Here is a 24,229-nt window from a genome sequence, read left to right as displayed (position 1 = left end):
CTCGCCGCCCGCTGAATTTTCCCCCGTTGAATATTCGGGGGCATTGCCGGGGCGATCAGCCCTTTTTCAGGACGCGCTTGCCCAGCAACTCGGCGATCTGCACGGCGTTCAGCGCCGCGCCTTTGCGCAGGTTGTCGCTGACGCACCACAGGTTCAGGCCGTTCTCGATCGTGCCATCCTGACGGATGCGGCTGATGAAGGTGGCGAAATCGCCCACGCATTCGACCGGGGTCGTGTAGCCGCCGGGTTCGCGTTTGTCGACGACCATGATGCCGGGGGCCTCGCGCAGGATGTCGCGGGCTTCGTCTTCGTCCAGGAAGTCTTCGAACTCGATGTTGATCGCTTCCGAGTGGCCAACGAAGACCGGCACGCGAACGCAGGTCGCGGTGACCTTGATCGACGGATCGATGATCTTCTTCGTTTCGACGACCATCTTCCATTCTTCCTTGGTCGATCCGTCTTCCATGAAGACATCGATCTGAGGAATCACGTTGAAGGCGATCTGTTTCTGGAACTTGCTGGGTTCGACCTCTTGACCGGGAACATACATGCCCTTGGTCTGGTCCCACAGCTCGTCCATACCTTCCTTGCCCGAACCCGACACCGATTGATAGGTCGAGACAACGACGCGCTTGATGCGCGCGCGATCATGCAGCGGCTTCAGCGCGACAACCATCTGCGCGGTCGAGCAGTTGGGGTTGGCGATAATGTTTTTCTTCGCATAGCCTTCGATCGCGTCGGGGTTCACCTCGGGGACGATCAACGGAATGTCGGGGTCATACCGATACAGCGACGAGTTATCGATCACGACGCAACCGGCCTTGGCGGCGACGGGGGCGTATTTCTTGGTCGCGTCCGAGCCAATCGCAAACAGGGCCATATCCCAACCGCTAAAGTCGAATTGGTCAATGTCCTGAATTTTCAGCGTCTTGTCGTCAAAGCTGACCTCAGTTCCCTGACTGCGGCGCGATGCCAGTACGGCAATCTCGTCCACCGGGAACTGGCGTTCGGCCAGGATATTCAGCATCTCGCGGCCCACATTCCCCGTGGCGCCGGCAACAACGACTCTGTAGCCCATAGGGGACTCCTTTTCCTGCGGTCGCTGGCATTTAGCGCAAGCAGGGGCCGGATGGAAGGGGCGGGCTTGGTGTGGGCGGCGTCAGGGTGTCCGTCGTCGGGTATATGATCAGCCGATCATCGTGCTGCGCAAGGTCGCGGACCCATGCTGCCTCGGCCTGAAAGTCATGTGGAACCTGCGCTGCGCTGCGGCTGCCAGACAGGCTCTGGCTGGCAAAGAAATCAAAGCCGTGCAGCGCAAGCCGTTCAAGATGTGATCGCAACAGCAGATCAATCATCATCGCGCCGGTAGTGGGCGGAGCAGCCAGCCTGTCGCGCAGGTCATGGTAAGCGTCCAGCGGATGCAGATAAAAGCCGGGCCCATGCGCGGTGCGCCAGTCAAGCCGCTTGCGCTTGTGTGACATCCAGAGGATACGGCCGGGGGCGATCCGGGCCTTGTCCTGATCCGAAAGGCGGGTCGCCAATGCCAGCCAATCCGTCCTGCTGCCGTGGCTTTGCGGGCTTGGCATAGGTGCGCGATTGATGCGCACAACCAGATCGGCGGCATCGATCCGCGCCCCCTGGGCGGTGTGAGCAAGCGCGCGGGCATTGCCCACCAGCGCGACCGAGCGCCCCGACAGCGCAGCGAACAGTTCCGCGCCGGGGACCGACAGCCGCGCGAGGGCGGTTTCGTCACGCATCAGCCGTGCCGCATAAAAGCCCAGCCGCGTCATTCGCGTTCCAGCAGTTCGCGATAGATTTCCACCAGGGCGCGGGCCTCGGCCTGGATGCTGTGATTGACCTCGACATGTTGCCGTGCGTCTTGTCCGGCCTGTCGCCGTGCCGCGTCGTCGTCAAGCCAGTGGCCGATTGCATCGGTCAGCGAATCCGCATCACCGGTTTCGACCAGGCTGCCGCTATGGCCATCGGCGATGATCGCTTCATACGCGCCGACACGGGACCCGATCGCAGGAACCCCACAGGCCATGGCTTCCAGAGGGGTCAGGCCGAACCCTTCCCAACGCCCCGGAGCGACGAACAGGTCCAATGCCTGATAATGGCGGACAAGGTGATCCCAGGGCAATTCGCCCAGAAAACGGATGCGGTCCTTCAGTCCGGCGGCGTCGATGCGCGCAACAAGGTTGTCGACAAAGGCGCGATTGTCCGGGGTAACGCGGCCGGTGAAGATGATCTGGGCGCGGGGTCTGTCGGGCAGCAGCCGCAATCCCGCCTCGACCAGAAGATCGACGCCCTTTTGTTCGCGCACCCTGCCAAAGCATCCGATCAGCACCGCATCGGGATCCAGCCCCAGTTCGCGGCGCAAGGCCGCCCGATCGGATGGTGGATGAAAGATCGCCGTATCTACCCCGTGCATGACCACCGTTGCCGGGCGCTCAAGGTAACTCGCGGCTTGCGGGGTTGTTGCAACCAGCGCTTCCTGTTGGCGGATCAGCCAGCGGGTAAAGCCCGTGTGACGCCGCTGCGCCGCCGAAGTAAACATCAGGCGGAACTTGCGACGCAGAACGCGACGCAAGATCAGGCCAAGCGCCATTTCCGTGTTGCGCCGCGCATGCCAGACCCGCCACCGGTCACGCCCCAAGGCCGCCACCTGTGCCAGCGGCATATGCGGCACATCGTCGGGCAGGCCGGGGCCGGTGGCGCGTATCGGGATCATCCCTGCCTGTACCGGGATCAGGCGCACGACGGTCGCGGTCACCCCCGACAGGCGCCGCTTGAGGTTTGGCGCAATCACAAGCGGCGTTTCGTCGGGGGTTTCAGCCATGCTTGGCCTCCGGGGCAGGGAATCTTGGATAATCCTGATCACAGCTTGGATCGGGCGGCAACACCGGCAACATAGCGAAACCCGATGCCCGAGGATAGGCTGCGGATCGGTCGGCGCGGATCAGGTCATGGCAGAAATCGACGGCATATATGCTTGTGCGCGGACGGGGCGCGAAATCACCCCTCTAAGTCACCCCGCTTCGGTGGGGCGCGGTTCGGATGGGTTTGGTTCGGTGGCGCCGCCCATATCGATCAGGCGATCAATCAGCGGATCAACTTCGGGCCCGATCCGATCGCAGCTTTCCGGATCGTCCAGCAGGGCATAGGCCGGGGCAATGACCTCTTGTTCATAGGCGGCGGGGTCCATGTCCAGCTTGCCTGCCAGCAATTCACCGGTTCCGGTCAGCAGCGTCCATGCGCCGTCGCTGATGGCGTAGGCCGGGCAGTTCGAGGTAATGACATCGGCTTCGACGATTTGTCGTGTCAGGGACTGGGCTTCGCTTTGGGACAGCGACGAAATGTCGGGCAGCGGCACCACCAGCCGGTCCTGCCCCAATGAGGCATCTGCCGTGGCCAACAACAATGTCCCGCCCGCGACTGTCGCAATCATCAGTGCATCCAGAAATTTCATTACGTTTCCCGTCTGTCTTTCGCGCGGATATGGGGCATGAAAGCGACTAAACGCGCAAACCAAAACAACGTGAGCTTGACCCGCCCCTGCACCGGGTCTAACCCCACAACCCATCAGCCAATCGCGCGACCGCAGGGAGATTTCGCATGTCCGAACCTTATTCGCTTCTTATTCTGCCGGGTGACGGTATCGGTCCCGAAGTGATGGCAGAGGTGGTCAAGGTCATCGACTGGTTTCAGGCCAATCGCGGTCTGAACTTTGACGTCAGCCACGATCTGGTTGGCGGTGCGGCGTATGACGCCCATGGCGTTCCCCTTGCCGATGACACGATGGCACGCGCTCAGGCTGCGGATGCCGTGTTGCTGGGGGCCGTGGGTGGCCCGAAATACGATCAGCTGGATTTCAGCGTCAAACCTGAACGCGGCCTGTTGCGACTGCGCAAGGAAATGGATCTCTTTGCCAATCTGCGCCCCGCGCAATGCTTTGATGCGCTTGCCGATTTCTCGTCGCTCAAGCGCGATGTGGTGGCCGGACTGGACATTCTGATTGTCCGCGAACTGACCTCGGGCGTCTATTTCGGCGAGCCGCGCGGCATCCATTCCGATGACAACAACCCCGAAAACGAAGGCGGCCGCGTCGGCATCAACACCCAGCGCTATACCAGTGGCGAAATCCGCCGCGTCGCGCGTGCTGCCTTCGAACTTGCCAAGCGTCGCGGCAACAAGGTCTGCTCGATGGAAAAGGCCAACGTGATGGAATCCGGCATTCTGTGGCGCGAAGAAGTCCAGTGGGTTCATGACAATGAATATCCCGATGTCGAACTGACGCATATGTATGCCGATAATGGCGCAATGCAGCTGGTTCGCCGCCCACAGCAATTTGACGTGATCGTCACCGACAACCTGTTCGGCGATATCCTGTCGGACGCGGCGGCGATGCTGACCGGCAGCCTTGGCATGCTGCCTTCCGCCAGCCTCGGGGCGCCGATGGCCAATGGTCGCCCCAAGGCGTTGTATGAACCAGTTCACGGCTCGGCCCCCGATATCGCGGGTCAGGGCAAGGCCAACCCGATCGCCTGCATTCTCAGCTTTGCGATGGCGCTGCGGTATTCCTTTGACCAAGGCGATGCCGCGGCCGAGTTGGAGCAAGCCGTCGAAAAGGTTTTGGCGGATGGGGTGCGCACACCGGATCTGATGGGCGCGCAGGGCGGCATTCAGGTTTCGACGGCGCAAATGGGCGACAAGATCATCGCCGCCCTGGCCGGCGGCTAAAGCCGCCTTGCCTTCGGCGTCATCCGTTGTGGCGCGACAGCCCGCAACAGGGTTTCGCTGATGCCCCTTGGGTCGCGACGGCTTGACAAATCTGGCCGTCGCTTCACTGTTCGCGGTAACAGGGCTGAGGTGGCAAAATGGGCGCAGACAATATCCGGGGGGCACTTCTGGCGCTTTTGGCGATGGGCCTCTACGCCACACATGATGTCGTGATCAAGGTTCTGGGCGCCTCTTACCCTTCGTTGCAGATACTTTTCTTTTCATCGCTGATGTCGTTTCCGCTGGTGTCGATGGTGCTGATGCGCGACCCGACCAGCGGTACGCTAAGACCGACGCAGCCGGGATGGGTTGCCTTGCGGACCCTGTGCGGGGTCGTCGCGGGAATGGGGGGATTCTACGCGTTCTCGACGCTGCCGCTGGCGCAGGTCTATGCGATCCTCTTTGCGTCCCCACTGCTGGTGACGATCTTGTCCATCCCCTTGCTGCGAGAACGGGTTGGCGCGCATCGCTGGGGTGCGGTGGTGATGGGGCTGATCGGGGTTCTGGTCGTTTTGCGACCGGGCGCACAACCGCTTTCGCTTGGCCATCTCGCCGCGCTGATCGGGGCTTTGGGCAGCTCTACGGCGGCGGTCATCGTACGCAGGCTTGGTCGTTCGGAACGGCCGCTGGTTCTGATCATGTGGCCGATGCTGGGCAATTTCGTTCTGACAGGGGCGTCGTTGGGGTTGGAATACCGGCCGATGGAACTGTCGCACCTGGCCCTGACCGGAGTGATTGCGGCGTTGGGGCTGACGGCCGGTTTCCTGCTTATTCTGGCCTATCGCGCGGCCGAGGCGGCGCTGGTTGCGCCAATGCAGTATTCCCAGATCCTCTGGGCGATTGGATATGGCTGGTTCCTGTTCGGTGAAAGCCTTGACACGCCGACCATGGCCGGCGCCATAATCATCATCTCATCGGGTATCTATATTGTCTGGCGCGAACGCAGTGGCGGAAATTCCACCAACCATCCGGCGACATCGGCGCGTCTGCGCAACGAAACGGTAACCGCCCCCAAGACTGCATTATTGCAAAGATTATGGCAGCCCCGCAGTTGATGGGGCTTGCCAACTGCCCGCCGTCGCGCTATTGGCCCGTCTCACGGTCGGAGCGTAGCGCAGCCTGGTAGCGCACCTGCTTCGGGAGCAGGGGGTCGGAGGTTCGAATCCTCTCGCTCCGACCAACTTCCCGTTTGTCGATAGTCAGGACATTTGTCCTTTCGCGTCACGATATGCCCTTTGGGCGCCGTTACGCCCTGGCTCGGTTTGCCCGCCGCTAGAGGGCAAACACGTTGTCAGCACCTGCCGCGCAGGTGTGCCGCTTCGTAAAGACCCACGAAATTTCTTCGAGCCAAAGGACCGCGTTGCTGCTGCCTACGCCGCGTGACAATGGGTTTATAACCAATACCATATGGTTGTCGGCGAAGTAGCGCAGGTGGGTAAAAGAACTGGATGGAAAATATACTAATCAGTATGCGTGAACGCATGTCTTGGAGCGTCGCGCGAGTTATCTTCAAATGGGCGGGTCTCGAACCAGCGCATGGGTGGGACAAAACTCAGGCAAAGTACGCAGAGATCCGCAATCCAGATGCCGAAGCAAAATTGCTCGAGTACCTGAGTGATCACAACGTCTGCGGCGACAAGTTCACAAAGATCTACCAAATTTCATCGGATCAGAGAGACGCCCTCCAGGCAGCGATGCTGAACCTTACTCCTAGCAATAACGGGTTCGCACTTTGCTATCCACTTTCGCAGAATCTGGAGGAGATTTCTCAGCTGGGCGACCCGGAGCTAGTTGCAATCCAGAAAACTGACGACGGGGTCGGGGCTGTCTATGCCAACGCGGTTCGGCTGGTCGATGCAGAGCCGGCAGACGACTGATGTTGTGTTGCAGGCTCTGCATATGGCGGTCTGGCGTCGAAAGCCTAAGGGGAAGGTCCTGATCCATTCGGACCAAGGCAGCCAATTCACCAGCATGGACTGGGCCGCCTTCCTACGTTCCCACAATCTGGAACATTCCATGAGCCGGCGCGGCAACTGCCATGACAACGCGGTCGCGGAGAGCTTCTTCAACCTGCTCAAGCGCGAACGGATCAGACGCAGGACATACAGAACCCGCGTAAAAGCCAGGCAGGATGTGTTCGATTACATCGAGATGTTCTACAATCCGAAGCGCAAGCATGCGAGAAACGGGATGCTGTCGCCCGTAGAGTTCGAACGGCAGCGGAAACCGAGACCCGAAGGCGTCTAGGAAACGCGGGGCTATTCATTACATGCTTCACCGGCATCTTGTCGGTGATGGCATAGATGATGACAGAGCATATCGAAGCACCGAGGTTGGAAAATACCACAACACCCTGATCGGGCCGAAAGAGGAGACGGAGGCCAATAAGTTTGCTGCCAATCTCTTGATGCCCCGTGACGCAATAAATCGCGAACGGGCGAGGCTGAATGATGACGTGTCTGCGATGGCAGGCCTGTTCGAGGTTTCGAGGCACGCTATGTCCATTCGCATGGGCGTGCCCTTCACTGGCTAGTTAAGTATATAGCCCCCCTTTTTAACGCCCAGGCTGGACGCCGAATGATCAACCCACGCACGTAAACGTGGATTTTCCGTCGTGGGTTGTCGAAAGATTGGACAAGCGGGCCTGGCACTTGGGCGTGGCGCGACAATCTCTGATCAAGCCAGGATTGTTGAGCAACTTGGGGACGCGCGGTCAGAGTGGATCACAGCATACCCTCAACATCATCCCGCAGGGTCAGCGCCTGGCCATCCCAATTGTAACCGTACTGACGCAACGCATCCCAAGCGATGCCGTAGATATGTGCCCGCTGCTGCTCCGTCAGCCGCTGGTACTTCTCCGTCGAGGCCTTGTTGATCGGCTTCCACAATTTTATCCCGCCATGGCCCGTCTCGCCTTCCGCATAGAGTTCATGGGACCTCATCACCTTGTCATCCCATTCGAGTCCCAAGTGTGCCACTATCTTGCGCAGGAACCGCTCAGGATCCTGAACGAAATCCTCATAGCGCACGAAGGGCAGGCCATCATAGCGATCCTGCAGCATCTTCCGAGTATAAAGAACAGTGAAGCCGGTCAGGGTTGGGTCCTCGCCCATCAGTCCGAAAGTAAGCGGGTCGATCCCCTCGGCCCAACGGAACTGCTGCTTTTTCTGGTGCTTGCCCTGGTCTCGCGCCGGTATATCGCGATACGCGCTTGTCACGACAGAGAATGGATTTCGGACCAGTGTGAACCCACGGCGGGGATACTTGTGCGTCCATACTGCGTTCTTGAGCAGCAAGATGTTACCCGGAGCCAACTTGCGATGCGCGACAAGCGGATCGTCCTGCGGAATGCTACGCTCTTCGCGTTTAGTCAACGCCCTAAAGAGTTTCAAATCCTCTGCCGTATCGGGTTCCAAGATCTGATGGACGACCTCGATCTGAGGGTGAGCACTCAAGCAACGTAGCACGAGCGTCTCGCCCGAGCGCGAGAAGCTGGCCATGTGAAAAATAGGAGTATCCATAGAACTTTCTGGCTGTAACTGTTCGCCAAGAAAAAGAGCATGAAAACAGCCGGTCAACAACCCACAGACGGGGAATGTCATGAACTTTGTGTGTCTGGTCCGGCCCATGCGGGTTTCAGATACGGCTATCTTGTTAGCTTAGCGCAGCGTTGCGTTGCGTTATGAACCGGGCAGTCTTGCGAGGTTGTTTGCGGTTCGTGTCAGAATGGAGCTTACACAGACCCGAAAACTATTCATCGCAATGAGACGCCGCATCTGCGTGGTCCATGTAGGCGTGAGATATGCTGCGGCAGTGCATGCCGCAGCATGGACACTTGCGCGCACATACTGGATACATTCACTGGTGACGCGCGTTGGTTGTTGCCTCTAGACTTGGATGCTAGGCGCGAGATGGGCCAATGGATTATTGCTAACGCAGGGTGTGAACCAAATCATGATCTTTCTCTATCGGGCAAAAACTTCCCAGCGTGGCAATGCCGTGGATCGCCTTCCTCCGCCGCTAGTCGTGGTTCTGGATCCGATCGCAACAAAGGATCAGGCTGGCTGGAAAGCAGTTGTCGAAGCGATAGCCACCAAGGCCGATCGCCCTGTCTACGGGCTGTCTTCACACGCGCTGGATGGTGTAGAGGCTGATCTCGGCTTTGAACCGGCAGACATTGATCTCTGGATGGCGTTCGACCTGATTATTCCCTCTGAAAACGATCATGCTGCTTTGCCGACTGAATTGCTGGGGTTCCTGCTGACCCTTCGCATGAGATCTGTCAGAACCCTGTACCCCGACGGACATTTGGTGCCGTATAGCCGTCCCTCGGTTCCCGGTGCGCGACGAGTCCTGTTCCTGTTTCCCGGAATGTTCTGTCCCCCAGAGATGGGATCCCACCAAAGGGCGTGCTCGACCGTGATGGCCCTGCTGAACGCAGGGTTCGAAGTCGATATCGTCTTACGGGCATCCGGTTCCCAGGACTTCAGGTCCAAGGAACGTTACCTGCGCCTTCTTTCGAACCGGACAGAATGGTTTTCGACCCCGCGTGCGCTGAAGACGGAGGAACGCAAAGCTTACGAGACACAATGCAAGGCCGAAGGCATTCGGCCACGTTTTCCGCTGACATTGCAGGAACGCATGGGGCCGCTGAGTTCTCCGGCCGCCAAGGAACTCGTCGAAAGACTTCTTGCTACACAAAGCTATGACAGCGTGCTGGCGTCCTATATCTGGTGGAGTGATCTGCTGCGGTCCATTGATCTCGATGGGGCGCGGCTAATCTACGATACCCATGATGTTCATACCATGCGACTGGCGCAGCATTCTGATGCAGTGGCAGAGTCGATATTTGACATGGAGGCCGAGCGGGAGAAGGAAATTTCTGTATTGCGGGAGGCTGATCATGTGCTCGCGATCTCGCAGCGAGACAAGGACATCTTCGAGGAAGATTACGGGTTGACGAATGTTGTCAATATCCCTGTTCCCTATATTGGTGGCGCCAGACCTGGTCGTCTGCCACGATCTATGCAGTCGCTGACCTTCGGATTTCTGGGGTCTGGCATGGATGCAAATATCAGAGCACTCGAGTTTATATTGTCAGAGTGGTGGCCGAGCATTCATCACCATACTCCTGAGAGTAAATTCCTGATAGCAGGAGCTATCTCGGACAATCCGACGGTTCAGGACATCGTTTTTCTCAGGGACGAGGTCACCTCTCTCGGACGCGTAGAGTTCATAGGCAGTTTTTACGACCAGATCGACGTCCTTCTTTCGCCGGTGATCATTCCGGGAGGCTTGAACATCAAGATGGTAGAGGCCCTGCTCAGCAGTTGCATTGTCATTACCAACACCCTCGGCGCACAGCCGCTTCTGCCGCTGGAGATAGCCACCAAGGCGGATACAGCTGACGAGGTCATTGGTTTGATCGAAGGGATCGAGTCCGGATCAGAACATCTGAGAACCAGTATAGACGCCAATTTCCGCGAGGCGAATCGACTGTTTCAGACCCAAGATGATGCTGTCCTGGTTGTACGTTCCATCTTTGCACATGATGTCGAATATGCTCTTTGATAGGCGTCCGATTGCCGTCATCCAATGCGGTGATGGGCTGGAAAACCGGCAGCGCATCCTGCCGCTGGCGCTCTCTCTAAAAGATGCCGGCTGGTTCCCCACTGTCTTCGTGGATCGGTTTGAGCGCGGTGGTGCGATGTTTCTGGCCCATGGGGTCGGGGTCATTCCTATGGCAACCGCGCCGGTGCCAAAAAGCTACAGGCCGCAATCTGTACCGACCCTCAACGAACTCTGTCCGCTGGACATGCAGCGGGCATGGGCCAATGGAGGACGTTTGCAGGAGCGGAAGAACCGCGAGATTTTTCGGCGTTATTCCTATGTTCTCGACCGGATTCGGCCTGGGATGATCTGCGTCTGGAACGGCTATACCGGCGCGACGGCCAATGCACTGCGCTGCTACAAGGATCACCACGGCATTTCTGGCGGCTACATGGAGAGGGGGATCGCCGGAAATTCGATCTTCTACGACTCCGAAGGTGTCAACGGGTTCTCTGCCCTGGCGCGGGGCACGGTCCAGACGGCTGAGCCGCCGACCTCTGTCAGTCCGCACCTGCAGAAATACCATGACCAACTCGATGCAGGGGCGCGGCGGAGCGTGCCGCGCATCCTCGTTCCTCTGCAGGTTCAGGATGACAGCAACATCCTCCTGTTCGGCAACCGAATGCTGAAGATGCGGGACCTTGTCTCCTACGCGGTGAAGTTCGCCTGTGCGATGGGCGAGGACTGGAAGGTCGTCGTCCGTCCCCATCCCGAGGAAAGGCCGAATACACGTCTCAACCTGCCGCAGCATGAACGAATTGAGATCGACGATGTTTCTTCGCTCGAAGAGACGATTCTGTCGACCAGCATCTGCCTCACGATCAACAGCACCGTCGGGCTAGAGGCCGCCTTTCTGGGCGCCACAACCATATGTCTCGGTGAGGGAATCTATTGCCGCGAGCCCTTCGTCCTCCAAGGGCAGGATCGCCCTGTTTCGGAAGTGGTTGCGGAAGCGCGCGACCGATTGGCCGATCCGTGCCCCCACGAGGCCAAGAAACGTAACTTTCTCTACAGGATCCAGTCTCATCATCAGGTCGCCTACAGGACGGGATCAACCGCATCAGGACGGATCGGCGAGTGGCGCGAAGCCGCACAGCGTATGCGCCCGGGCCTGCGCGAAACGGTCGCACGCGCACTGCGGCGGTCACATTCGAGCATTCTTCACCGATCCGCGACCCTGCCGCAAGTTTGGCGCAGAATGCAGAAGCTGGATGCAGGACCGCCGCTTGAGGTTCATGTTTTTCTGAAACCACGCGACCGGCTGTTCCTGACCTATAGGAACGTTTCCGAGCGCATTACCCAAGGCTATCTAGTTTCCATGCTGGAGGAGAGGGGGATTCCGATGAGTTCATTGTCGCGCATGGACACACCCGGGCTAGGCAGGGGACGCATCGCGATCCTGCACTCGGAGTCCGATCTAGACCTTTCCGACTATGACCTGGTTCTGGATGAATATGGATATCCTCATGTGAAAACATACAGATGAAATCGACAAGATGTTTTCGCCGCAATCATATATCCTTCGGCAGTGCGGTCCACCTCATGTCTGAGCTATCCCCAGGAAATCGGACGCTGCCGCAAGCTATGATTTGCTGTCTGCTGATCTTCGACGAGAAGGAGATCAGAGATGTCGAAACGGAAGCAGCCTTCGCCTGAGTTCAAGGCGAAGGTGGCGCTTGCAGCGCGGAAGGGTGAACATATGGTGGCCGGTTCGGGATTCATCCGACGCTCGGTAATCCCCCCCGATCTTAAGGCGATTCGGAAGTAGAATTTTCTCGGCAGGATGAACGAGGAGATTCCGATGAAGAAGACACGATTCACCGAGGCCCCGAATGAGGTCTGGTCGATGGACTTCATGGCCGACAGGCTGGGGGATGGACGGCAATTCCGGCTGCTAAACGTTTTGGACGACTTCAACCGCGAAGGACTGGGCATTGAGATCGACTTTTCACTGCCTGCGGAACGGGTCGTTCGAACCCTGAACCAGATCATCGAATGGCGCGCTATTCCCAACATGCTACGGACTGGAATACGTCAGTGGCACCCTCAGTCGATCTGACCGAAAAGCATCGGGCATTCTTGGAGTGGCACCGAACGAAGGTATTCGACGTCAAAGCGCCTGACGCCCCGCCTGCTGAATGAAAGCTGAAGCAGATTTGAAATTTCGCTTAAGGCAGAATCGGGTAAGTTTCTTCGGACTGCGTGGACTGACTAATCCCTGTGCGGCTGTCGCAACCTATCGCAATCAAGCACCTAGGATGTTGGCGGATGGGTGGGCGGGTAGGCCCGCGGTGACTAGCCAACACCCCGCATAAACAAGGGCTGATACAGGTAAATGGTAGCGGAGGAGGGACTTGAACCCCCGACACGCGGATTATGATTCCGCTGCTCTAACCAACTGAGCTACTCCGCCACAGGTGAGGGGCGATTTAAGGCGTGGCGCGAGGGGCGTCAAGCAGTTTTCTTGCCTTTTCCCGATCACGCGCTACGAGGGTGCCAGAGTTGAAGGAAAACGGATGCAGCCTGATATTGCCGTCTCTCGTGATCTGGTTCTGGTCGGCGGAGGACATACCCATGCACTCTTGTTGCGCAAGTGGGGGATGCGCCCGTTGGCGGGTGCAAGGCTGACACTGATCAATCCGAACCCCGTGGCTGAATATTCGGGGATGCTGCCCGGTTTCATTGCCGGCCATTATTGTCGCGACGAGATTTCAATCGATCTGGTAAAACTGTGCCGGCACGCCGGGGCGCGCCTGATTCTGGACCGGGCCACGGGTATGGATCGCGAGTCGCGAATGATCACCTTGGCGGGACGCGGACCGGTGGCCTATGATCTGATGTCGATTGATATCGGCGTCAGCTCGGCCACCGACGCCATTCCGGGCTTTGCCAGATATGCCGTGCCGGTCAAGCCAACGGATCGGTTTGTCGAGGTCTGGCAGCGCTTTCGTGACGCCGGTGGTGGGCGGATTCTGGTCATCGGGGCCGGGCTTGCGGGGGGCGAGATTGCGCTTGCCGCCCGTCGCGCCCTGCCCAATGTGCCGATCCATGTCATCGAAGCCCAGCAAATGCCTTTGCGAGAGGTTTCGGCGCGTTCACGCAGGCTGATCCGTGCGCGGATGCAGGCCGCCGATATTCGTCTGTCATGTGGTGCGGCGGTGGTGGCCGTGACACAGGGCGGCGTCGAGCTGGCCGATGGCACCCGTCACAAGGCTGATCTGGTGATCGGGGCCGGGGGTGGCAGCGTCGCGGGGTGGCTGGGACAGCAAGGATTGCTGATGCAAGGGGACAGGGTTGCGACCGATGCACGGCTGGTCAGTTCGGATCCTGCGATCCATGCCGTCGGCGATTGCGCGGTTCTGCGCACTGCCCCACGGCCGCAAGCCGGCGTTTTCGCGGTGCGTCAGGCCCCCGTCCTGTTCCACAATCTTCGCAACGCGTTGATGGACAGGCCGGCCCGCCGCCGTTTTCGGCCTCAGCGTGATTGGTTGCGTCTGATCGCGGCCGGGGGGGATGCCGTTGCCGATAAATGGCGACTGGGCATGCAAGGTGATTGGATCTGGCGATGGAAGGACCGGATCGACCAGCGCTTCATGGCCAGATTGCACGACCTTCCCGACATGCCAGCGCCGGCTCTGCCCCGGAGGTTGGCGGCAGGTGCGCGTGACGCAATGGGCGAGAAGCCGCTTTGTGGCGGTTGTGGCGCCAAGATGGGGCGCGCTGCCCTGCGGCAGGTTCTTGCACGGCAACCGGATGTCGCGCGCGCCGATATTCTGACCGGACCGGGCGATGATGCCGCGGTGATCGAAATGGGCGGAACAAGACAGGTGCTGACCACGGATCACCTGCGGTCTTTCCTGTCCGACCCTGCGCTGATGGCGCGGATTGCGGCATTGCATGCGCTGGGTGATATCCGGGCGATGGGCGCACGCCCGCAATCCAGCCTGATACAGGTCACCTTGCCGCGTATGTCCGAACAGCTTCAGGCCCGCAGCCTCGCAGAAATCATGGAGGCGGCAGGCAAGGTGCTGGCGCGCGCCGGGGCGCCCATTATCGGGGGGCACAGTTCAGTCGGGGCCGAATTGACAATCGGGTTTTCGGTGACTGGTCTGGTCGATGAACCGATCGGGCAGGCCGCATGTCCCGGGGATGTTCTGGTCCTGACCAAACCTATCGGCAGCGGCGTAATCATGGCCGCTGAAATGCAAAAGCGTGCGGCGGGGGCGCATGTTGGGCGGGCATGGCGGGTCATGGCGCAGGATCAGGGCCGGCTTGCCGCGATACTGGCGGGTTCCGGGGAAGGCGGGGCGCGTGCGATGACCGATCTGACCGGTTTCGGTCTGGCGGGCCATCTGGCCGGAATGGCCGAGCAATCGACCGCGACCTTGCGGGTCCAGCTTGGTGCCTTGCCAATTCTGGACGGTGCCGAGGAACTGGCCAGGCAAGGGATCCGCAGTTCGCTATATGCCGCAAATCGTTCCGCGGTGATCGCCATGGTCACGACCCCTGATACGCCGCGCGGGCAACTGGTCTTTGATCCGCAGACCTCGGGCGGGTTGCTGGCTGCCCTGCCGGCCAGTCAGGCAGGGCAACTGATGCGGGCTTGCCGCGATGCAGGCGAAGAGATCTGGGAAATCGGTTGCGTCCAGAAAGGTCCGGCGCAGGTCATTTTCGAATAAGATCGCCGAGATGGCAGGCGCTGGGACGCGCCTGCAAAGGGGATCAGCCGCGGGCTTTCACGACACGCAGCAACGGCATGACATCGGACATATCCGGCCCATGCGCCTGACCCGTTACGGCCTTGCGCAGCGGCATGAACAACCCCTTGCCCTTGCGGCCCGTGGCGGCCTTGACCTCGGCCGTCCATTCCGACCAGCTTGAGTCGTGATAGGGCGGAGGTGGCAGCAGGCGCATGGCCTCGGCGATGAACTCGGCGTCTTCGGGGTCGATCTGGGGTTCGGCGCCCTTGTTGAAAATGGTCCACCATTCGCCCAGATCGTCCAGCCGCGTGATGTTTTGCGACGCGACGCGCCAGAACCGCTGAGCCTGATCGTCGGGCACGCCAAGCGCGGCAATCCGATCCTTGACGGCGTCAAATGGCATGGCCTGATTGCGTTCGCGCGTCAGTGGCCACAGGTCCTCGGCATCGAACTTGGTCGGGGAAGCGCCGAAATGCGACAGGTCGAATTCCTCGGCAAGCTCATCGAGGCTGGCCAACTTGACCGGTTGGCCCGATCCAAGGCGCGCCATCAGCGACAGCAGTGCTTCGGGCGCGACGCCGGCTTCGCGCAGGTCCTTCAGCGACAATGCGCCGATACGCTTGGACAGTTCTTCACCCTTGGCCCCGGTCAGCAGGCTGTGATGGGCGAATGATGGCGGTGTGCCCCCGATCGAGCGAATGATCTGGATCTGGGTTGCGGTATTGGTGACGTGATCCGAACCGCGTACGATATCGGTCACCCCCATATCGGTGTCGTCGATGCTGCTTGCAAAGGTGTACAGAACCTGCCCGTCGGCGCGGATCAGCACCGGGTCGCTGACCGAGGCGGCGTCGATCGAGATGTCCCCGAGAATGCCGTCATTCCATTCGATGCGTTCGTGATCCAGCCGGAAACGCCAATAACCTTCACGGCCCTCGCCCCGCAGTTTTTCCTTGTCGGCATCCGTCAGGCCAAGGCCGGTCCGGTCATAGACCGGCGGCTTGCCCATGTTCAGCTGCTTCTTGCGCTTCAGGTCCAGCTCGGTCGGTGTTTCGAAGACTTCGTAAAGGTTGCCGGCCTTGCGCAGGTCCTGGGCGACGCTGGCATAGCGGTCAAGGCGCTGCGACTGCCGTTCGACGCGATCCCAGTGAAGCCCGAGCCATTCGAGATCGCGCTTGATGCCATCGACATATTCTTCCTTGGAACGTTCCTGATCGGTGTCGTCCAGTCGCAGGATGAATGTGCCGCCGGCCTTGCGCGCGATCAGGTAATTGAAAAGCGCGGTGCGAAGATTTCCGACATGGATGTGCCCGGTGGGGGACGGTGCAAAGCGGGTGATGGTCATGGAAACGTCTCCTGTTGCAGGCTGCTCTTTCACAGAAGGCGTTTTTTGTCCATATCAGGGAGAGAACGCAGGAGGCCTGAATGACTGATTGGGACGGGTTGAAAGCCCCCGATGCGGCAGGATTGGAAGCAATGGCGCGTGCCGCGTTGGCAACCTTGCCGGCGGAATTCGCAGGTCACGCGCAGGATGTGGCGATTCGCGTCGCCGAATTCGCGCCCGAAGACATGCTGGATGAATTGCAGATCGATGATCCGTTCGAGTTGACCGGGCTGTATGATGGTATTCCTCTGACCCATAAATCGGTGTCCGATCAGCCCGACGGCCCCGATATCGTCTGGCTGTTCCGGCGCCCGCTTCTGGATGAATGGGCGTCGCGGGGAAACGTGTCCCTGGGCGAACTGGTCGGCCATGTCGTCACGCATGAGCTGGCCCATCACTTTGGCTGGAGCGATGAACAGATCGCGCGTGTGGACAGGTGGTGGGAATGAGCGATCATGCCCCGATCCTGACGGTGACACTGAATCCGGCGCTGGATCTGTCGACCGGTGCGGATGAGGTCCGCCCTGATCTGAAACTGCGTTGCGACAAACCGGTTGTCGATCCCGGCGGCGGTGGGATCAATGTCAGTCGGGCGATCAAGATCATGGGCGGGCAATCCACCGCGATGGTTGCCCTTGGTGGCGCCACGGGCGCGCGGATTTCGGAAATGTTGCGTACGGATGGCCTGAGCGTAAAGCGTCTGACCGCACCCGGCGAAACCCGGCAATCCCTGGCCGTCAAGGATCGCTCGACGGGCGGGCAATATCGCTTTGTCCTGCCAGGGCCGGAATGGCACATGACCCATGTTTCGGGCATGATGTCGGCCATCGCCGAATCCGCGATGGCCGGGGGCTGGGTTGTGGTTTCGGGGTCCAATCCTCCGGGTGTTGCGCCGGGGTTCGAACAGATGCTGACAGTGCGGCTGAAGGATGGGCGCGCCAGATTGTTGGTCGACACCTCGGGCGAGGCGTTGCAGGCGCTGGCGGGTTCATCGACGCCCGTCGACGTATTGCGCATGGATAGCCACGAGGCCGAGGGTCTGGCCGGGCGGCCCCTTCCCGACAGGCGCGACAGCGCGGAATTTGCCGCCGGGCTGGTACGTGATGGCGCGGCCAGGGCCGTGATCGTGGCAAGGGGGGCGGACGGGTCCGTCATCGCCGAGGCCGACAGCGCCTGGCATGCCGAAGCCGCCAGCGTTCCTGTGGTCAGCGCCGTGGGTGCGGGGGACAGTTTCGTGGCGGGGTTCGTGCTGGCGATGGCGCGCGACTGGCCGGTTCCAGAAGCCCTGGCCCTTGGTGCAGCGGCGGCATCGGCGGCGGTCATGACCCCCGCGACCGAACTGTGCCATAACCACGATGTCGAACGTTACTATGCGCAGCGTGTGATCACGCGGCTTTGACATGTTTTCGCCTTTCCCCGACATATTCGGGGAAAGGCACTGTTATCGGGTCAGCCTGCCAGCAATGCGGCGTTGCCGCCTGCTGCAGTCGTGTCGACACATAGATGGCGTTCATGGGCTGCATGTGCCCGATCGGGCATCGCGGTAATCAACGGAATGATCGGACCGGTTTGTGCCGCCAGCGTTTCGGCATATTTCCGGGCGATGTCCTGATCTCCCCACCAGATCGCAGCCGAGATCCCGGCAATGCCGGCCAGATCCTCGGGTGCGATCATCCCCGAAACCGCAACGGCCTGACCGCCCAGGGCTTCGACCGCCCGGACCTGTGCACGCGCGGCATCCGCGCCCGGCCCGAGGCACAGGATCGGCGGACGTGCGACCGTCACCAGACGGTTCAGCTCGCCGGTGGGACCGGGCATGATCTGTTCGTCCAGTACGACCTCTTTCGGGGCCGGCATGTTCAGCCGCGCCGGATCGGCCTTGTCGTCCCAGGTCGCCGTGGTCGCGGCACCGTCGACCGGTTTGAAGAAGCGGCTGACATACAGCGGACCGCCGGCTTTGGGGCCGGTGCCGGACAGGCCTTCGCCGCCGAATGGCTGGCTGCCGACAACGGCGCCGATCTGGTTGCGGTTCACATAGAGGTTGCCGCAATGAATTGCGTCGGTCACCTCTTGCACGCGCGAGTCGATGCGCGTGTGCAGGCCGAAGGTCAGGCCGAAGCCACGGGCATTGATGTCGCCGATGACCTTTTCCAGATCGCGGTTGCGGAAGGTCGCGACATGCAGGACGGGGCCGAAGATTTCTCGTTCGAGATCGTCGATGCCATTCACCTTCAACAAGGTCGGCGACAGGAAATGACCGCAATCGGGGGCGGGAACCTGATGCAGGATGCGATTGTTGTTCGTTTCCAGATAGGACGCAATGCCTTCATGCGCTTCGGAATCGATCAATGGGCCGACATCCGTCGACAGCTTCCAGGGATCGCCGACGCTCAGCTCGTCCATCGCGCCTTGAATCATCTTGATCAGGCCTGGCGCGATATCTTCCTGCACATACAGGCAGCGCAGGGCCGAGCAACGCTGCCCGGCGGATTGGAAGGACGAGGCAACGATGTCGCGCACCGCCTGTTCGGGCAGGGCGGTGGAATCGACGATCATCGCGTTCAGGCCACCGGTTTCCGCAATCAGCGGGGTGCCTGGGGCCATATGGCTGGCCATGGCACGTGCAATCACACGGGCCGTATCGGTCGAGCCAGTAAAGACCACGCCATTGATGCGTTCATCCGATGTCAGGGCCGCGCCGACCGTGGCACCATCGCCGGGCAGGAATTGCAGGGCAGATACCGGCACGCCGGCTTCGTGCAACAGGCGCACGCCGATGGCCGCGATCAGCGGGGTCTGTTCGGCCGGTTTTGCCAGAACGGCATTCCCCGCAGCCAGAGCGGCCGAGATCTGGCCCGTGAAGATTGCCAGCGGGAAATTCCAGGGGCTGATGGCAGTGAACACGCCTCGGGCAGATCCGTTCTGCGCCTCGGCCTGCGCCGCATAGTAGCGCAGGAAATCCACGGCTTCGCGCAGCTCGCCGACGGCGTCGGTCATGATCTTGCCTGCCTCACGGGCCAGCGTGGCGAAGATGACGCCGAAGTTTTCCTCGTACAGATCCGCAGCGCGGCGCAAGATGGCGGCACGTTCGGCGGCGCTGGCATCCCAGGGGCGGGCATCGGAAATGGCTTGTGCAACAGTGGCGGAATCGGCTTCGTCAACCTGCGCCACGGTGTCGCCATCGGTGGGGTTCCGGACCGGCATCGGTTTGGCCGAAGGCGGCGAGACCGTGATCGGTGCCGCGTCGGGAATGGCGATGTCGCGGGCCGCATCGATGCGTGCCAGCGTTTCGGCATCGGTCAGGTCGAAGCCGGTCGAGTTGCGGCGTCCTTCACCGAACAGGGCGCCGGGGGTGACAAGCCCCGAAGGCGCGCTGGCGGTCTTGACGTCATCGAACGGATCCGAGGCGACCTCTTCGGGGCTGACGCTTTCATCGACGATCTGATGGACAAAGGATGAGTTCGCGCCGTTTTCCAGCAAGCGCCGCACCAGATAGGCCAACAGGTCGCGATGTGCCCCGACCGGCGCATAGATGCGACAAGCCCCCTTGGTTTCGCGGATCACGATGTCATGCAGGCGCTCGCCCATACCGTGAAGCCGCTGGAACTCAAAATCGATATCGCCAACCATTTCCAGAACCGCAGCGACGGTCTGGGCGTTATGGGTGGCGAATTGCGGATAGATGCGATCCGCATATCCGATCAGCTTCTTGGCATTCGCGATATAACTGACATCGGTGGCGGCCTTGTTGGTGAACAGCGTAAAGCCGGGCATGCCTTCTATCTGGGCATGTTTGATTTCGGTATCCCAATAGGCGCCCTTGACCAGACGGACCATGATCTTGCGATCAAGCCGTTCGGCCGTGGCATGCAGCCAGTCGATCACGGCGCCCGCACGCTTGCCATAGGCCTGCACGACGACCCCGAAACCATCCCAGCCGGCAAGGGAAGGATCCGACAGGACCGCTTCGATCACCTTGAGTGAGATGACCAGCCGGTCCTGTTCCTCGGCATCGATATTCATACCCATGCCTGCGGCCTTGGCCTTGCGCGCCAGATCCAGGACGATGGGCACCAGCTCGGCCAGAACACGTTCTTCCTGCGCGACCTCGTAGCGGGGGTGAAGGGCCGAAAGCTTGATCGAGATGCCGGGGTTCTTCCGGACCGAGGGCTTGTCGCAGGCCTTTGCAATCGCGGCGATCGCGCCCGTATATTCACGGGCATAGCGCGCCGCGTCTTCGGCCGTCATCGCGGCTTCGCCCAGCATGTCATAGCTGTAGGTATAGCCTTGCTTTTCCAGATTGCGGGCGCGGTCCAATGCGGCGTCGATGGTTTGCCCCAGCACGAACTGGCGTCCCATTTCCTTCATGGCGCGGCCCACGGCGGTACGGATCACCGGCTCACCCAGTCGGCGGATGGCTCCGCGCAATGTGCCTGCGATGCCCGGTTGTTCGTCATCCAGGACCTTGCCGGTCAGCATCAGCGCCCAGGTCGATGCGTTCACAAGCGAAGAGGACGCCTCGCCCATATGCTTGCCCCAGTCGGAAGGCGCGATCTTGTCTTCGATCAATGCATCGATGGTCATCTTGTCGGGAACGCGCAGCATGGCTTCGGCCAGGCACATCAGGGCGACGCCTTCGCGCGTGGACAGCCCGTATTCCGCCAGGAAATGTTCCATCAGGCTGGGCTTGGCTTCGCTGCGGATGCGCCGGACCAGATCGGCGGCGCGTGCCGAGATCTGCCTGCGCGTGTCGTCAGTCAGATCGGCGCTGGAAATCAGGCTTTGCACAAGCGTGGCTTCGTCACGGAACTTGGCGTCGGTCGTGAAGGCCGAAAGATCGGTATGGGTCATGGGGCACCTCCTGCGGGAATAACTCTTGATAGCTGATCCTGCGCAGGTAATGTGTCCAACTAGAGATATTAATCTGGGCAATATGCCCAAAATTCAGGGATTATTCAGGCCATGGACGATGTTCTTGACGCCACCAACCGCAAGATTCTGGGCGAACTGGTCGTGAATGCGCGAATCCCCGTGACCGAACTGGCCAAGCGCGTCGGCCTGTCCAAGACCCCGGTGGCGCTGCGGATCCGGCAGATGGAAGAGATGGGCCTGATCACCGGCTATCGGGCCATGCTGTCGCCCCTGAAGCTGGGGCTGACGCATGTGACCTATATGGAAGTGCGGTTGACGGATACACGTCAGAAGGCGCTGGAACAGTTCAATGCCGCCATCCGCGTGATCCCCGAGGTCGAAGAATGCTATATGATTGCAGGGGGCTTCGATTATCTGGTCAAGGTTCGGTCGCGGGATATGGCTGATTTCAGGAATATCATGGCTGAAAAAATATCAACCTTGCCCCATGTCGCGGGCACATCCAGCTATGTATCGATGGAAGCGGTGGTCGAGCAGGGCTGGACCTCGATCTAGGCTGCCTGTGCGGGGCAATTGGGGGGAGAATGGGGCAGATCATGAATGTCGAGGCGTTGAACGCCTTTCTGTCGGCAGAGTTTCCACAGGTTGCCGGGCGGTATGTGGTTGAAACTGTCGAGCCGGACTTGCTGGTCATGCGATTGCAGGTCAGTCACGCCCATTTGCGTCCTGGCGGTACGGTCAGCGGGCCGACCATGTTCGAATTGGCTGATCTTGCGATCTATTGCGCGATCCTTGCCCGTATCGGTCCGGTCGCGCTGGCGGTCACCACAAACGCAACGATTGATTTCATGCGCAAGCCCGCGGCCGGGGGCGATCTGACCGCGCATTGCCGCATTCTGAAGCTGGGGCGCGTGCTGGCCGTCGCGGATGTGCTTCTTTATTCGGAAGGTCAGGATGAGCCAGTCGCGCGCTGTTCGATGACCTACTCGATTCCGCCCAAAAGCTAGGTTTTTCGGGGCTCGCAGTGGGGTATTTTAATACCTATTTAGCAAGCCATTGTTATTGCTTGGTTAATTGGATCGCTTGGCACTTGACCCGAGCGCCGCGATTTTCGATATACCGCCATCTCGAATTGATTATCGACCCCGAAGGGACGTCAAATGAAAACCTATACCGCGAAACCGGCGGAAATCGAGAAGAAGTGGATCCTGATCGACGCCGAGGGCGTTGTTCTGGGCCGTCTCGCCTCGATCGTCGCAAATCGCCTGCGTGGCAAGCACAAGCCGTCGTTCACGCCGCACATGGATATGGGCGACAATGTTATCATCATCAACGCCGACAAGGTGCAGATGACCGGTAACAAGCGCGCCGACAAGAAATACTACTGGCACACCGGCCACCCGGGCGGCATCAAGCACCGGACCGCTGGTCAGGTTCTGGATGGTGCACATCCCGAGCGTGTCGTCATCAAAGCCGTCGAGCGGATGATCAGCCGCAACAAGCTGGGCAAGCAGCAGATGACCAATCTGCGCGTCTATGCCGGTGCCGAGCACCCGCATGAAGCTCAGCAGCCCGAAGTTCTGGACGTGAAGTCCCTGAACGCCAAAAACACCCGGAGCGCGTGATCATGGCCGAAGACATCAAAACTCTCGACGACCTGAAATCGGCCGTCTCGGGCACCGAGACCGCGGTTGCGGCTGCTCCGGTTGCGCGCGAGCCGCAGCGCGATCAGCTGGGCCGTTCCTATGCGACCGGCAAGCGTAAAGACGCGGTTGCACGCGTCTGGGTCAAGCCCGGCTCGGGCAAGGTCACCGTCAACGGCAAGGACATGGGCGAATATTTCGCCCGTCCCGTGCTGCAGATGATCCTGCGTCAGCCCTTCGACGTGGCCGGCGTTGCTGGACAATATGATGTGACCGCAACCGTCAAGGGCGGTGGTCTGTCGGGTCAGGCCGGTGCCGTGAAGCACGGTATCAGCCAGGCGCTGCAACTGCACGAGCCCAGCCTGCGCGCCGCGCTGAAAGCTGCCGGCTTCCTGACCCGCGACAGCCGCGTGGTCGAGCGTAAGAAATACGGCCGTGCAAAAGCACGCCGCAGCTTCCAGTTCTCGAAGCGTTAAGAGCTACAGATATTCTATCTGGAACGCGGTCCCATCGGGGCCGCGTTTTTCGTTTCTGTGACCCCTATACATGTTGGCGATCTGTGCTGGTCTCGGGCTGGCGCGGTCAGGTCGCTAGGGGGGCAACTCAAACAGCCCGCGCAACAGGCTGTGTAAACGCTTCTTGGCTGCCTTACGCGGCGGCGCCATCTCGATAGCCACTCAACCAAAGCTGCGGCGCAGGCTGCTGCAATCCCCGGTATCCGGGATCTGGCGCACAGATCGGCCGGGAAAGATCTGTATCCATGGGGCCAATCTTGATGCGTTTGCAGATCTGTTATCCTGGTCGCGGATTTCAGCAATGTGGCAGGGGTTTTTGATGAGGGGATGTGTTTTCGCAGCGTTCGCGCGTGTTGCGGTTTGTTTTGAGGGCTGTCTGGCGTTTTCTGATTCTCTTTGATTCTGTTGATCTGCTTTTGGGTCTGGGGTGTGTTTTTGCCAGCATTTGCTGTGTTTTGTTGGGTTCCGGGGTGTTTTCGGGTGGGTTTGGCGGCGTTTGCTTTGTGCTGTGGCTGGCGGTTTCGCGTGCTGGTGCCGGGGATTCTTTTTCATGAATGTTTGTTTGTTTTCAGGCGCTTGATACTTTTCTTGGGATTCATGTGAATTTTCCTCTTGCGGCTTTTGTTGTCTATCCGTAAACACCGCTTCACCGAGACGGCGGGGACGCAAGAACGGGACGGAGCGGACGGTTTGACTTGAAGCTTTGTGAGACATTTCGGGAATTGA

The 24,229-nt window shown here is 60.1% G+C and carries 21 protein-coding genes, 2 tRNA genes and 2 pseudogenes; 16 read left to right on the top strand and 9 right to left on the bottom strand.

The window, feature by feature from the left end:
• Positions 1-55: 55 nt before the first annotated feature.
• The 4 genes from PAF17_RS11405 to PAF17_RS11390 all read right to left on the bottom strand — a co-directional run bounded on the left by PAF17_RS11405 (position 56) and on the right by PAF17_RS11390 (position 3,469).
• Positions 56-1,078, bottom strand: coding sequence for an aspartate-semialdehyde dehydrogenase (locus tag PAF17_RS11405; protein ID WP_271889225.1), 1,023 nt, complete (start codon positions 1,076-1,078; stop codon positions 56-58).
• Between the two features lie 31 nt (positions 1,079-1,109).
• Complete coding sequence (locus PAF17_RS11400) at positions 1,110-1,790, bottom strand: glycosyltransferase family 29 protein (RefSeq protein ID WP_271889224.1); 681 nt, start codon at positions 1,788-1,790, stop codon at positions 1,110-1,112.
• Positions 1,787-2,839 carry a glycosyltransferase family 4 protein gene (locus PAF17_RS11395; RefSeq protein WP_271889223.1) on the bottom strand — a complete coding sequence of 351 codons (1,053 nt, stop codon included), beginning with the start codon at positions 2,837-2,839 and terminating at the stop codon, positions 1,787-1,789. Before PAF17_RS11395 ends, PAF17_RS11400 begins: the two co-directional genes overlap by 4 nt.
• A 189-nt stretch (positions 2,840-3,028) precedes the next feature.
• Entirely contained in the window at positions 3,029-3,469 is a 441-nt protein-coding gene (locus PAF17_RS11390) for a hypothetical protein (protein ID WP_271889222.1), read from the bottom strand.
• Between the two features lie 146 nt (positions 3,470-3,615).
• On the opposite strand from PAF17_RS11390, the gene leuB reads away from it, so the two are divergent.
• The 6 genes and pseudogenes from leuB (at position 3,616) to PAF17_RS20185 (ending at position 7,312) form a co-directional block, all read left to right on the top strand.
• Positions 3,616-4,740, top strand: coding sequence for a 3-isopropylmalate dehydrogenase (gene leuB, locus PAF17_RS11385; protein ID WP_271889221.1), 1,125 nt, complete (start codon positions 3,616-3,618; stop codon positions 4,738-4,740).
• Positions 4,741-4,877: 137 nt separating this feature from the next.
• Entirely contained in the window at positions 4,878-5,834 is a 957-nt protein-coding gene (locus PAF17_RS11380; RefSeq protein ID WP_271889220.1) for a DMT family transporter, read from the top strand.
• Between the two features lie 48 nt (positions 5,835-5,882).
• Positions 5,883-5,959 (top strand) — tRNA-Pro (locus PAF17_RS11375).
• A 268-nt stretch (positions 5,960-6,227) separates the two neighbouring features.
• Positions 6,228-6,656, top strand: coding sequence for a hypothetical protein (locus tag PAF17_RS11370; protein WP_271889315.1), 429 nt, complete (start codon positions 6,228-6,230; stop codon positions 6,654-6,656).
• Positions 6,625-7,026, top strand: a pseudogene (locus PAF17_RS11365) (IS3 family transposase); the annotation flags it as partial. The gene PAF17_RS11370 and the pseudogene PAF17_RS11365, both read left to right, overlap by 32 nt.
• Before the next feature lie 22 nt (positions 7,027-7,048).
• Positions 7,049-7,312 (top strand): ImmA/IrrE family metallo-endopeptidase, encoded by a 264-nt coding sequence (locus PAF17_RS20185; RefSeq protein WP_408636412.1) that lies wholly within the window; start codon positions 7,049-7,051, stop codon positions 7,310-7,312.
• A gap of 190 nt (positions 7,313-7,502) precedes the next feature.
• Here PAF17_RS20185 and PAF17_RS11360 read toward each other — a convergent pair whose 3' ends face one another.
• Entirely contained in the window at positions 7,503-8,381 is an 879-nt protein-coding gene (locus tag PAF17_RS11360; protein ID WP_271889219.1) for a sulfotransferase family protein, read from the bottom strand.
• Positions 8,382-8,733: 352 nt separating this feature from the next.
• Between PAF17_RS11360 and PAF17_RS11355 the strand changes: the two genes are divergently transcribed.
• The 3 genes and pseudogenes from PAF17_RS11355 to PAF17_RS11345 form a co-directional block, all read left to right on the top strand.
• Positions 8,734-10,350 (top strand): glycosyltransferase, encoded by a 1,617-nt coding sequence (locus PAF17_RS11355; protein WP_271889218.1) that lies wholly within the window; start codon positions 8,734-8,736, stop codon positions 10,348-10,350.
• Positions 10,340-11,875 carry a capsular polysaccharide export protein, LipB/KpsS family gene (locus PAF17_RS11350; protein WP_271889216.1) on the top strand — a complete coding sequence of 512 codons (1,536 nt, stop codon included), beginning with the start codon at positions 10,340-10,342 and terminating at the stop codon, positions 11,873-11,875. The genes PAF17_RS11355 and PAF17_RS11350 overlap by 11 nt, the downstream gene beginning before the upstream one ends.
• A gap of 336 nt (positions 11,876-12,211) precedes the next feature.
• Positions 12,212-12,412, top strand: a pseudogene (locus PAF17_RS11345) (DDE-type integrase/transposase/recombinase); the annotation flags it as partial.
• 313 nt (positions 12,413-12,725) lie between these two features.
• Here PAF17_RS11345 and PAF17_RS11340 read toward each other — a convergent pair.
• A tRNA-Met gene (locus PAF17_RS11340) sits at positions 12,726-12,802 on the bottom strand.
• Between the two features lie 103 nt (positions 12,803-12,905).
• Between PAF17_RS11340 and selD the strand changes: the two genes are divergently transcribed.
• Positions 12,906-15,068, top strand: coding sequence for a selenide, water dikinase SelD (gene selD, locus PAF17_RS11335; protein WP_271889215.1), 2,163 nt, complete (start codon positions 12,906-12,908; stop codon positions 15,066-15,068).
• 43 nt (positions 15,069-15,111) lie between these two features.
• On the opposite strand, the gene gltX is transcribed toward selD, so the two are convergent.
• Positions 15,112-16,434 (bottom strand): glutamate--tRNA ligase, encoded by a 1,323-nt coding sequence (gltX, locus tag PAF17_RS11330; RefSeq protein ID WP_271889214.1) that lies wholly within the window; start codon positions 16,432-16,434, stop codon positions 15,112-15,114.
• Between the two features lie 80 nt (positions 16,435-16,514).
• Here gltX and PAF17_RS11325 point away from each other — a divergent pair, with 80 nt between their 5' ends.
• Both PAF17_RS11325 and PAF17_RS11320 read left to right on the top strand, forming a co-directional pair.
• On the top strand, positions 16,515-16,922 hold the full coding sequence (locus PAF17_RS11325) for a metallopeptidase family protein (protein WP_271889213.1): 408 nt from the start codon (positions 16,515-16,517) through the stop codon (positions 16,920-16,922).
• On the top strand, positions 16,919-17,872 hold the full coding sequence (locus PAF17_RS11320) for a 1-phosphofructokinase family hexose kinase (RefSeq protein ID WP_271889212.1): 954 nt from the start codon (positions 16,919-16,921) through the stop codon (positions 17,870-17,872). The genes PAF17_RS11325 and PAF17_RS11320 overlap by 4 nt, the downstream gene beginning before the upstream one ends.
• A 50-nt stretch (positions 17,873-17,922) precedes the next feature.
• On the opposite strand, the gene putA is transcribed toward PAF17_RS11320, so the two are convergent.
• Positions 17,923-21,324, bottom strand: coding sequence for a bifunctional proline dehydrogenase/L-glutamate gamma-semialdehyde dehydrogenase PutA (putA, locus tag PAF17_RS11315; RefSeq protein ID WP_271889211.1), 3,402 nt, complete (start codon positions 21,322-21,324; stop codon positions 17,923-17,925).
• Between the two features lie 111 nt (positions 21,325-21,435).
• On the opposite strand from putA, the gene PAF17_RS11310 reads away from it, so the two are divergent.
• From PAF17_RS11310 to rpsI, 4 genes are all read left to right on the top strand, one after another.
• Positions 21,436-21,900, top strand: a complete 465-nt coding sequence (locus PAF17_RS11310) for an Lrp/AsnC family transcriptional regulator (RefSeq protein WP_271889210.1) — start codon at positions 21,436-21,438, stop codon at positions 21,898-21,900.
• Between the two features lie 29 nt (positions 21,901-21,929).
• Positions 21,930-22,352: a PaaI family thioesterase gene (locus tag PAF17_RS11305; protein ID WP_271889209.1), complete on the top strand. Its 423-nt coding sequence runs from the start codon at positions 21,930-21,932 to the stop codon at positions 22,350-22,352.
• 153 nt (positions 22,353-22,505) lie between these two features.
• Positions 22,506-22,970 (top strand): 50S ribosomal protein L13, encoded by a 465-nt coding sequence (gene rplM, locus PAF17_RS11300; protein WP_271889208.1) that lies wholly within the window; start codon positions 22,506-22,508, stop codon positions 22,968-22,970.
• Positions 22,971-22,972: 2 nt separating this feature from the next.
• On the top strand, positions 22,973-23,464 hold the full coding sequence (rpsI, locus tag PAF17_RS11295) for a 30S ribosomal protein S9 (RefSeq protein WP_271889207.1): 492 nt from the start codon (positions 22,973-22,975) through the stop codon (positions 23,462-23,464).
• Positions 23,465-23,665: 201 nt separating this feature from the next.
• Here rpsI and PAF17_RS11290 read toward each other — a convergent pair.
• Positions 23,666-24,229 (bottom strand): hypothetical protein (locus PAF17_RS11290; RefSeq protein WP_271889206.1); only part of this gene is annotated, 564 nt, incomplete at its 5' end.

The sequence above is a fragment of the Paracoccus onchidii genome (genome assembly GCF_028294535.1).
In the GTDB taxonomy this organism is placed as follows: domain Bacteria; phylum Pseudomonadota; class Alphaproteobacteria; order Rhodobacterales; family Rhodobacteraceae; genus Paracoccus; species Paracoccus onchidii.
The sequence above is the reverse complement of the archived record's forward strand: the minus strand, read 5'-3'. Positions and strand labels throughout refer to the sequence as shown.

Coding starts and splice junctions, on each gene's coding strand:
- PAF17_RS11350 (WP_271889216.1), top strand. CDS start 10,340: ATGCTCTTTGATAGGCGTCCGATTGCCGTCATCCAATGCGGTGATGGG.
- PAF17_RS11370 (WP_271889315.1), top strand. CDS start 6,228: ATGGAAAATATACTAATCAGTATGCGTGAACGCATGTCTTGGAGCGTC.
- PAF17_RS11320 (WP_271889212.1), top strand. CDS start 16,919: ATGAGCGATCATGCCCCGATCCTGACGGTGACACTGAATCCGGCGCTG.
- PAF17_RS11400 (WP_271889224.1), bottom strand. CDS start 1,790: ATGACGCGGCTGGGCTTTTATGCGGCACGGCTGATGCGTGACGAAACC.
- PAF17_RS11360 (WP_271889219.1), bottom strand. CDS start 8,381: ATGACATTCCCCGTCTGTGGGTTGTTGACCGGCTGTTTTCATGCTCTT.
- PAF17_RS11395 (WP_271889223.1), bottom strand. CDS start 2,839: ATGGCTGAAACCCCCGACGAAACGCCGCTTGTGATTGCGCCAAACCTC.
- gltX (WP_271889214.1), bottom strand. CDS start 16,434: ATGACCATCACCCGCTTTGCACCGTCCCCCACCGGGCACATCCATGTC.
- PAF17_RS11355 (WP_271889218.1), top strand. CDS start 8,734: ATGATCTTTCTCTATCGGGCAAAAACTTCCCAGCGTGGCAATGCCGTG.
- PAF17_RS20185 (WP_408636412.1), top strand. CDS start 7,049: ATGCTTCACCGGCATCTTGTCGGTGATGGCATAGATGATGACAGAGCA.
- putA (WP_271889211.1), bottom strand. CDS start 21,324: ATGACCCATACCGATCTTTCGGCCTTCACGACCGACGCCAAGTTCCGT.
- PAF17_RS11325 (WP_271889213.1), top strand. CDS start 16,515: ATGACTGATTGGGACGGGTTGAAAGCCCCCGATGCGGCAGGATTGGAA.
- rpsI (WP_271889207.1), top strand. CDS start 22,973: ATGGCCGAAGACATCAAAACTCTCGACGACCTGAAATCGGCCGTCTCG.
- PAF17_RS11305 (WP_271889209.1), top strand. CDS start 21,930: ATGGGGCAGATCATGAATGTCGAGGCGTTGAACGCCTTTCTGTCGGCA.
- leuB (WP_271889221.1), top strand. CDS start 3,616: ATGTCCGAACCTTATTCGCTTCTTATTCTGCCGGGTGACGGTATCGGT.
- selD (WP_271889215.1), top strand. CDS start 12,906: ATGCAGCCTGATATTGCCGTCTCTCGTGATCTGGTTCTGGTCGGCGGA.
- rplM (WP_271889208.1), top strand. CDS start 22,506: ATGAAAACCTATACCGCGAAACCGGCGGAAATCGAGAAGAAGTGGATC.
- PAF17_RS11310 (WP_271889210.1), top strand. CDS start 21,436: ATGGACGATGTTCTTGACGCCACCAACCGCAAGATTCTGGGCGAACTG.
- PAF17_RS11380 (WP_271889220.1), top strand. CDS start 4,878: ATGGGCGCAGACAATATCCGGGGGGCACTTCTGGCGCTTTTGGCGATG.
- PAF17_RS11405 (WP_271889225.1), bottom strand. CDS start 1,078: ATGGGCTACAGAGTCGTTGTTGCCGGCGCCACGGGGAATGTGGGCCGC.
- PAF17_RS11390 (WP_271889222.1), bottom strand. CDS start 3,469: ATGAAATTTCTGGATGCACTGATGATTGCGACAGTCGCGGGCGGGACA.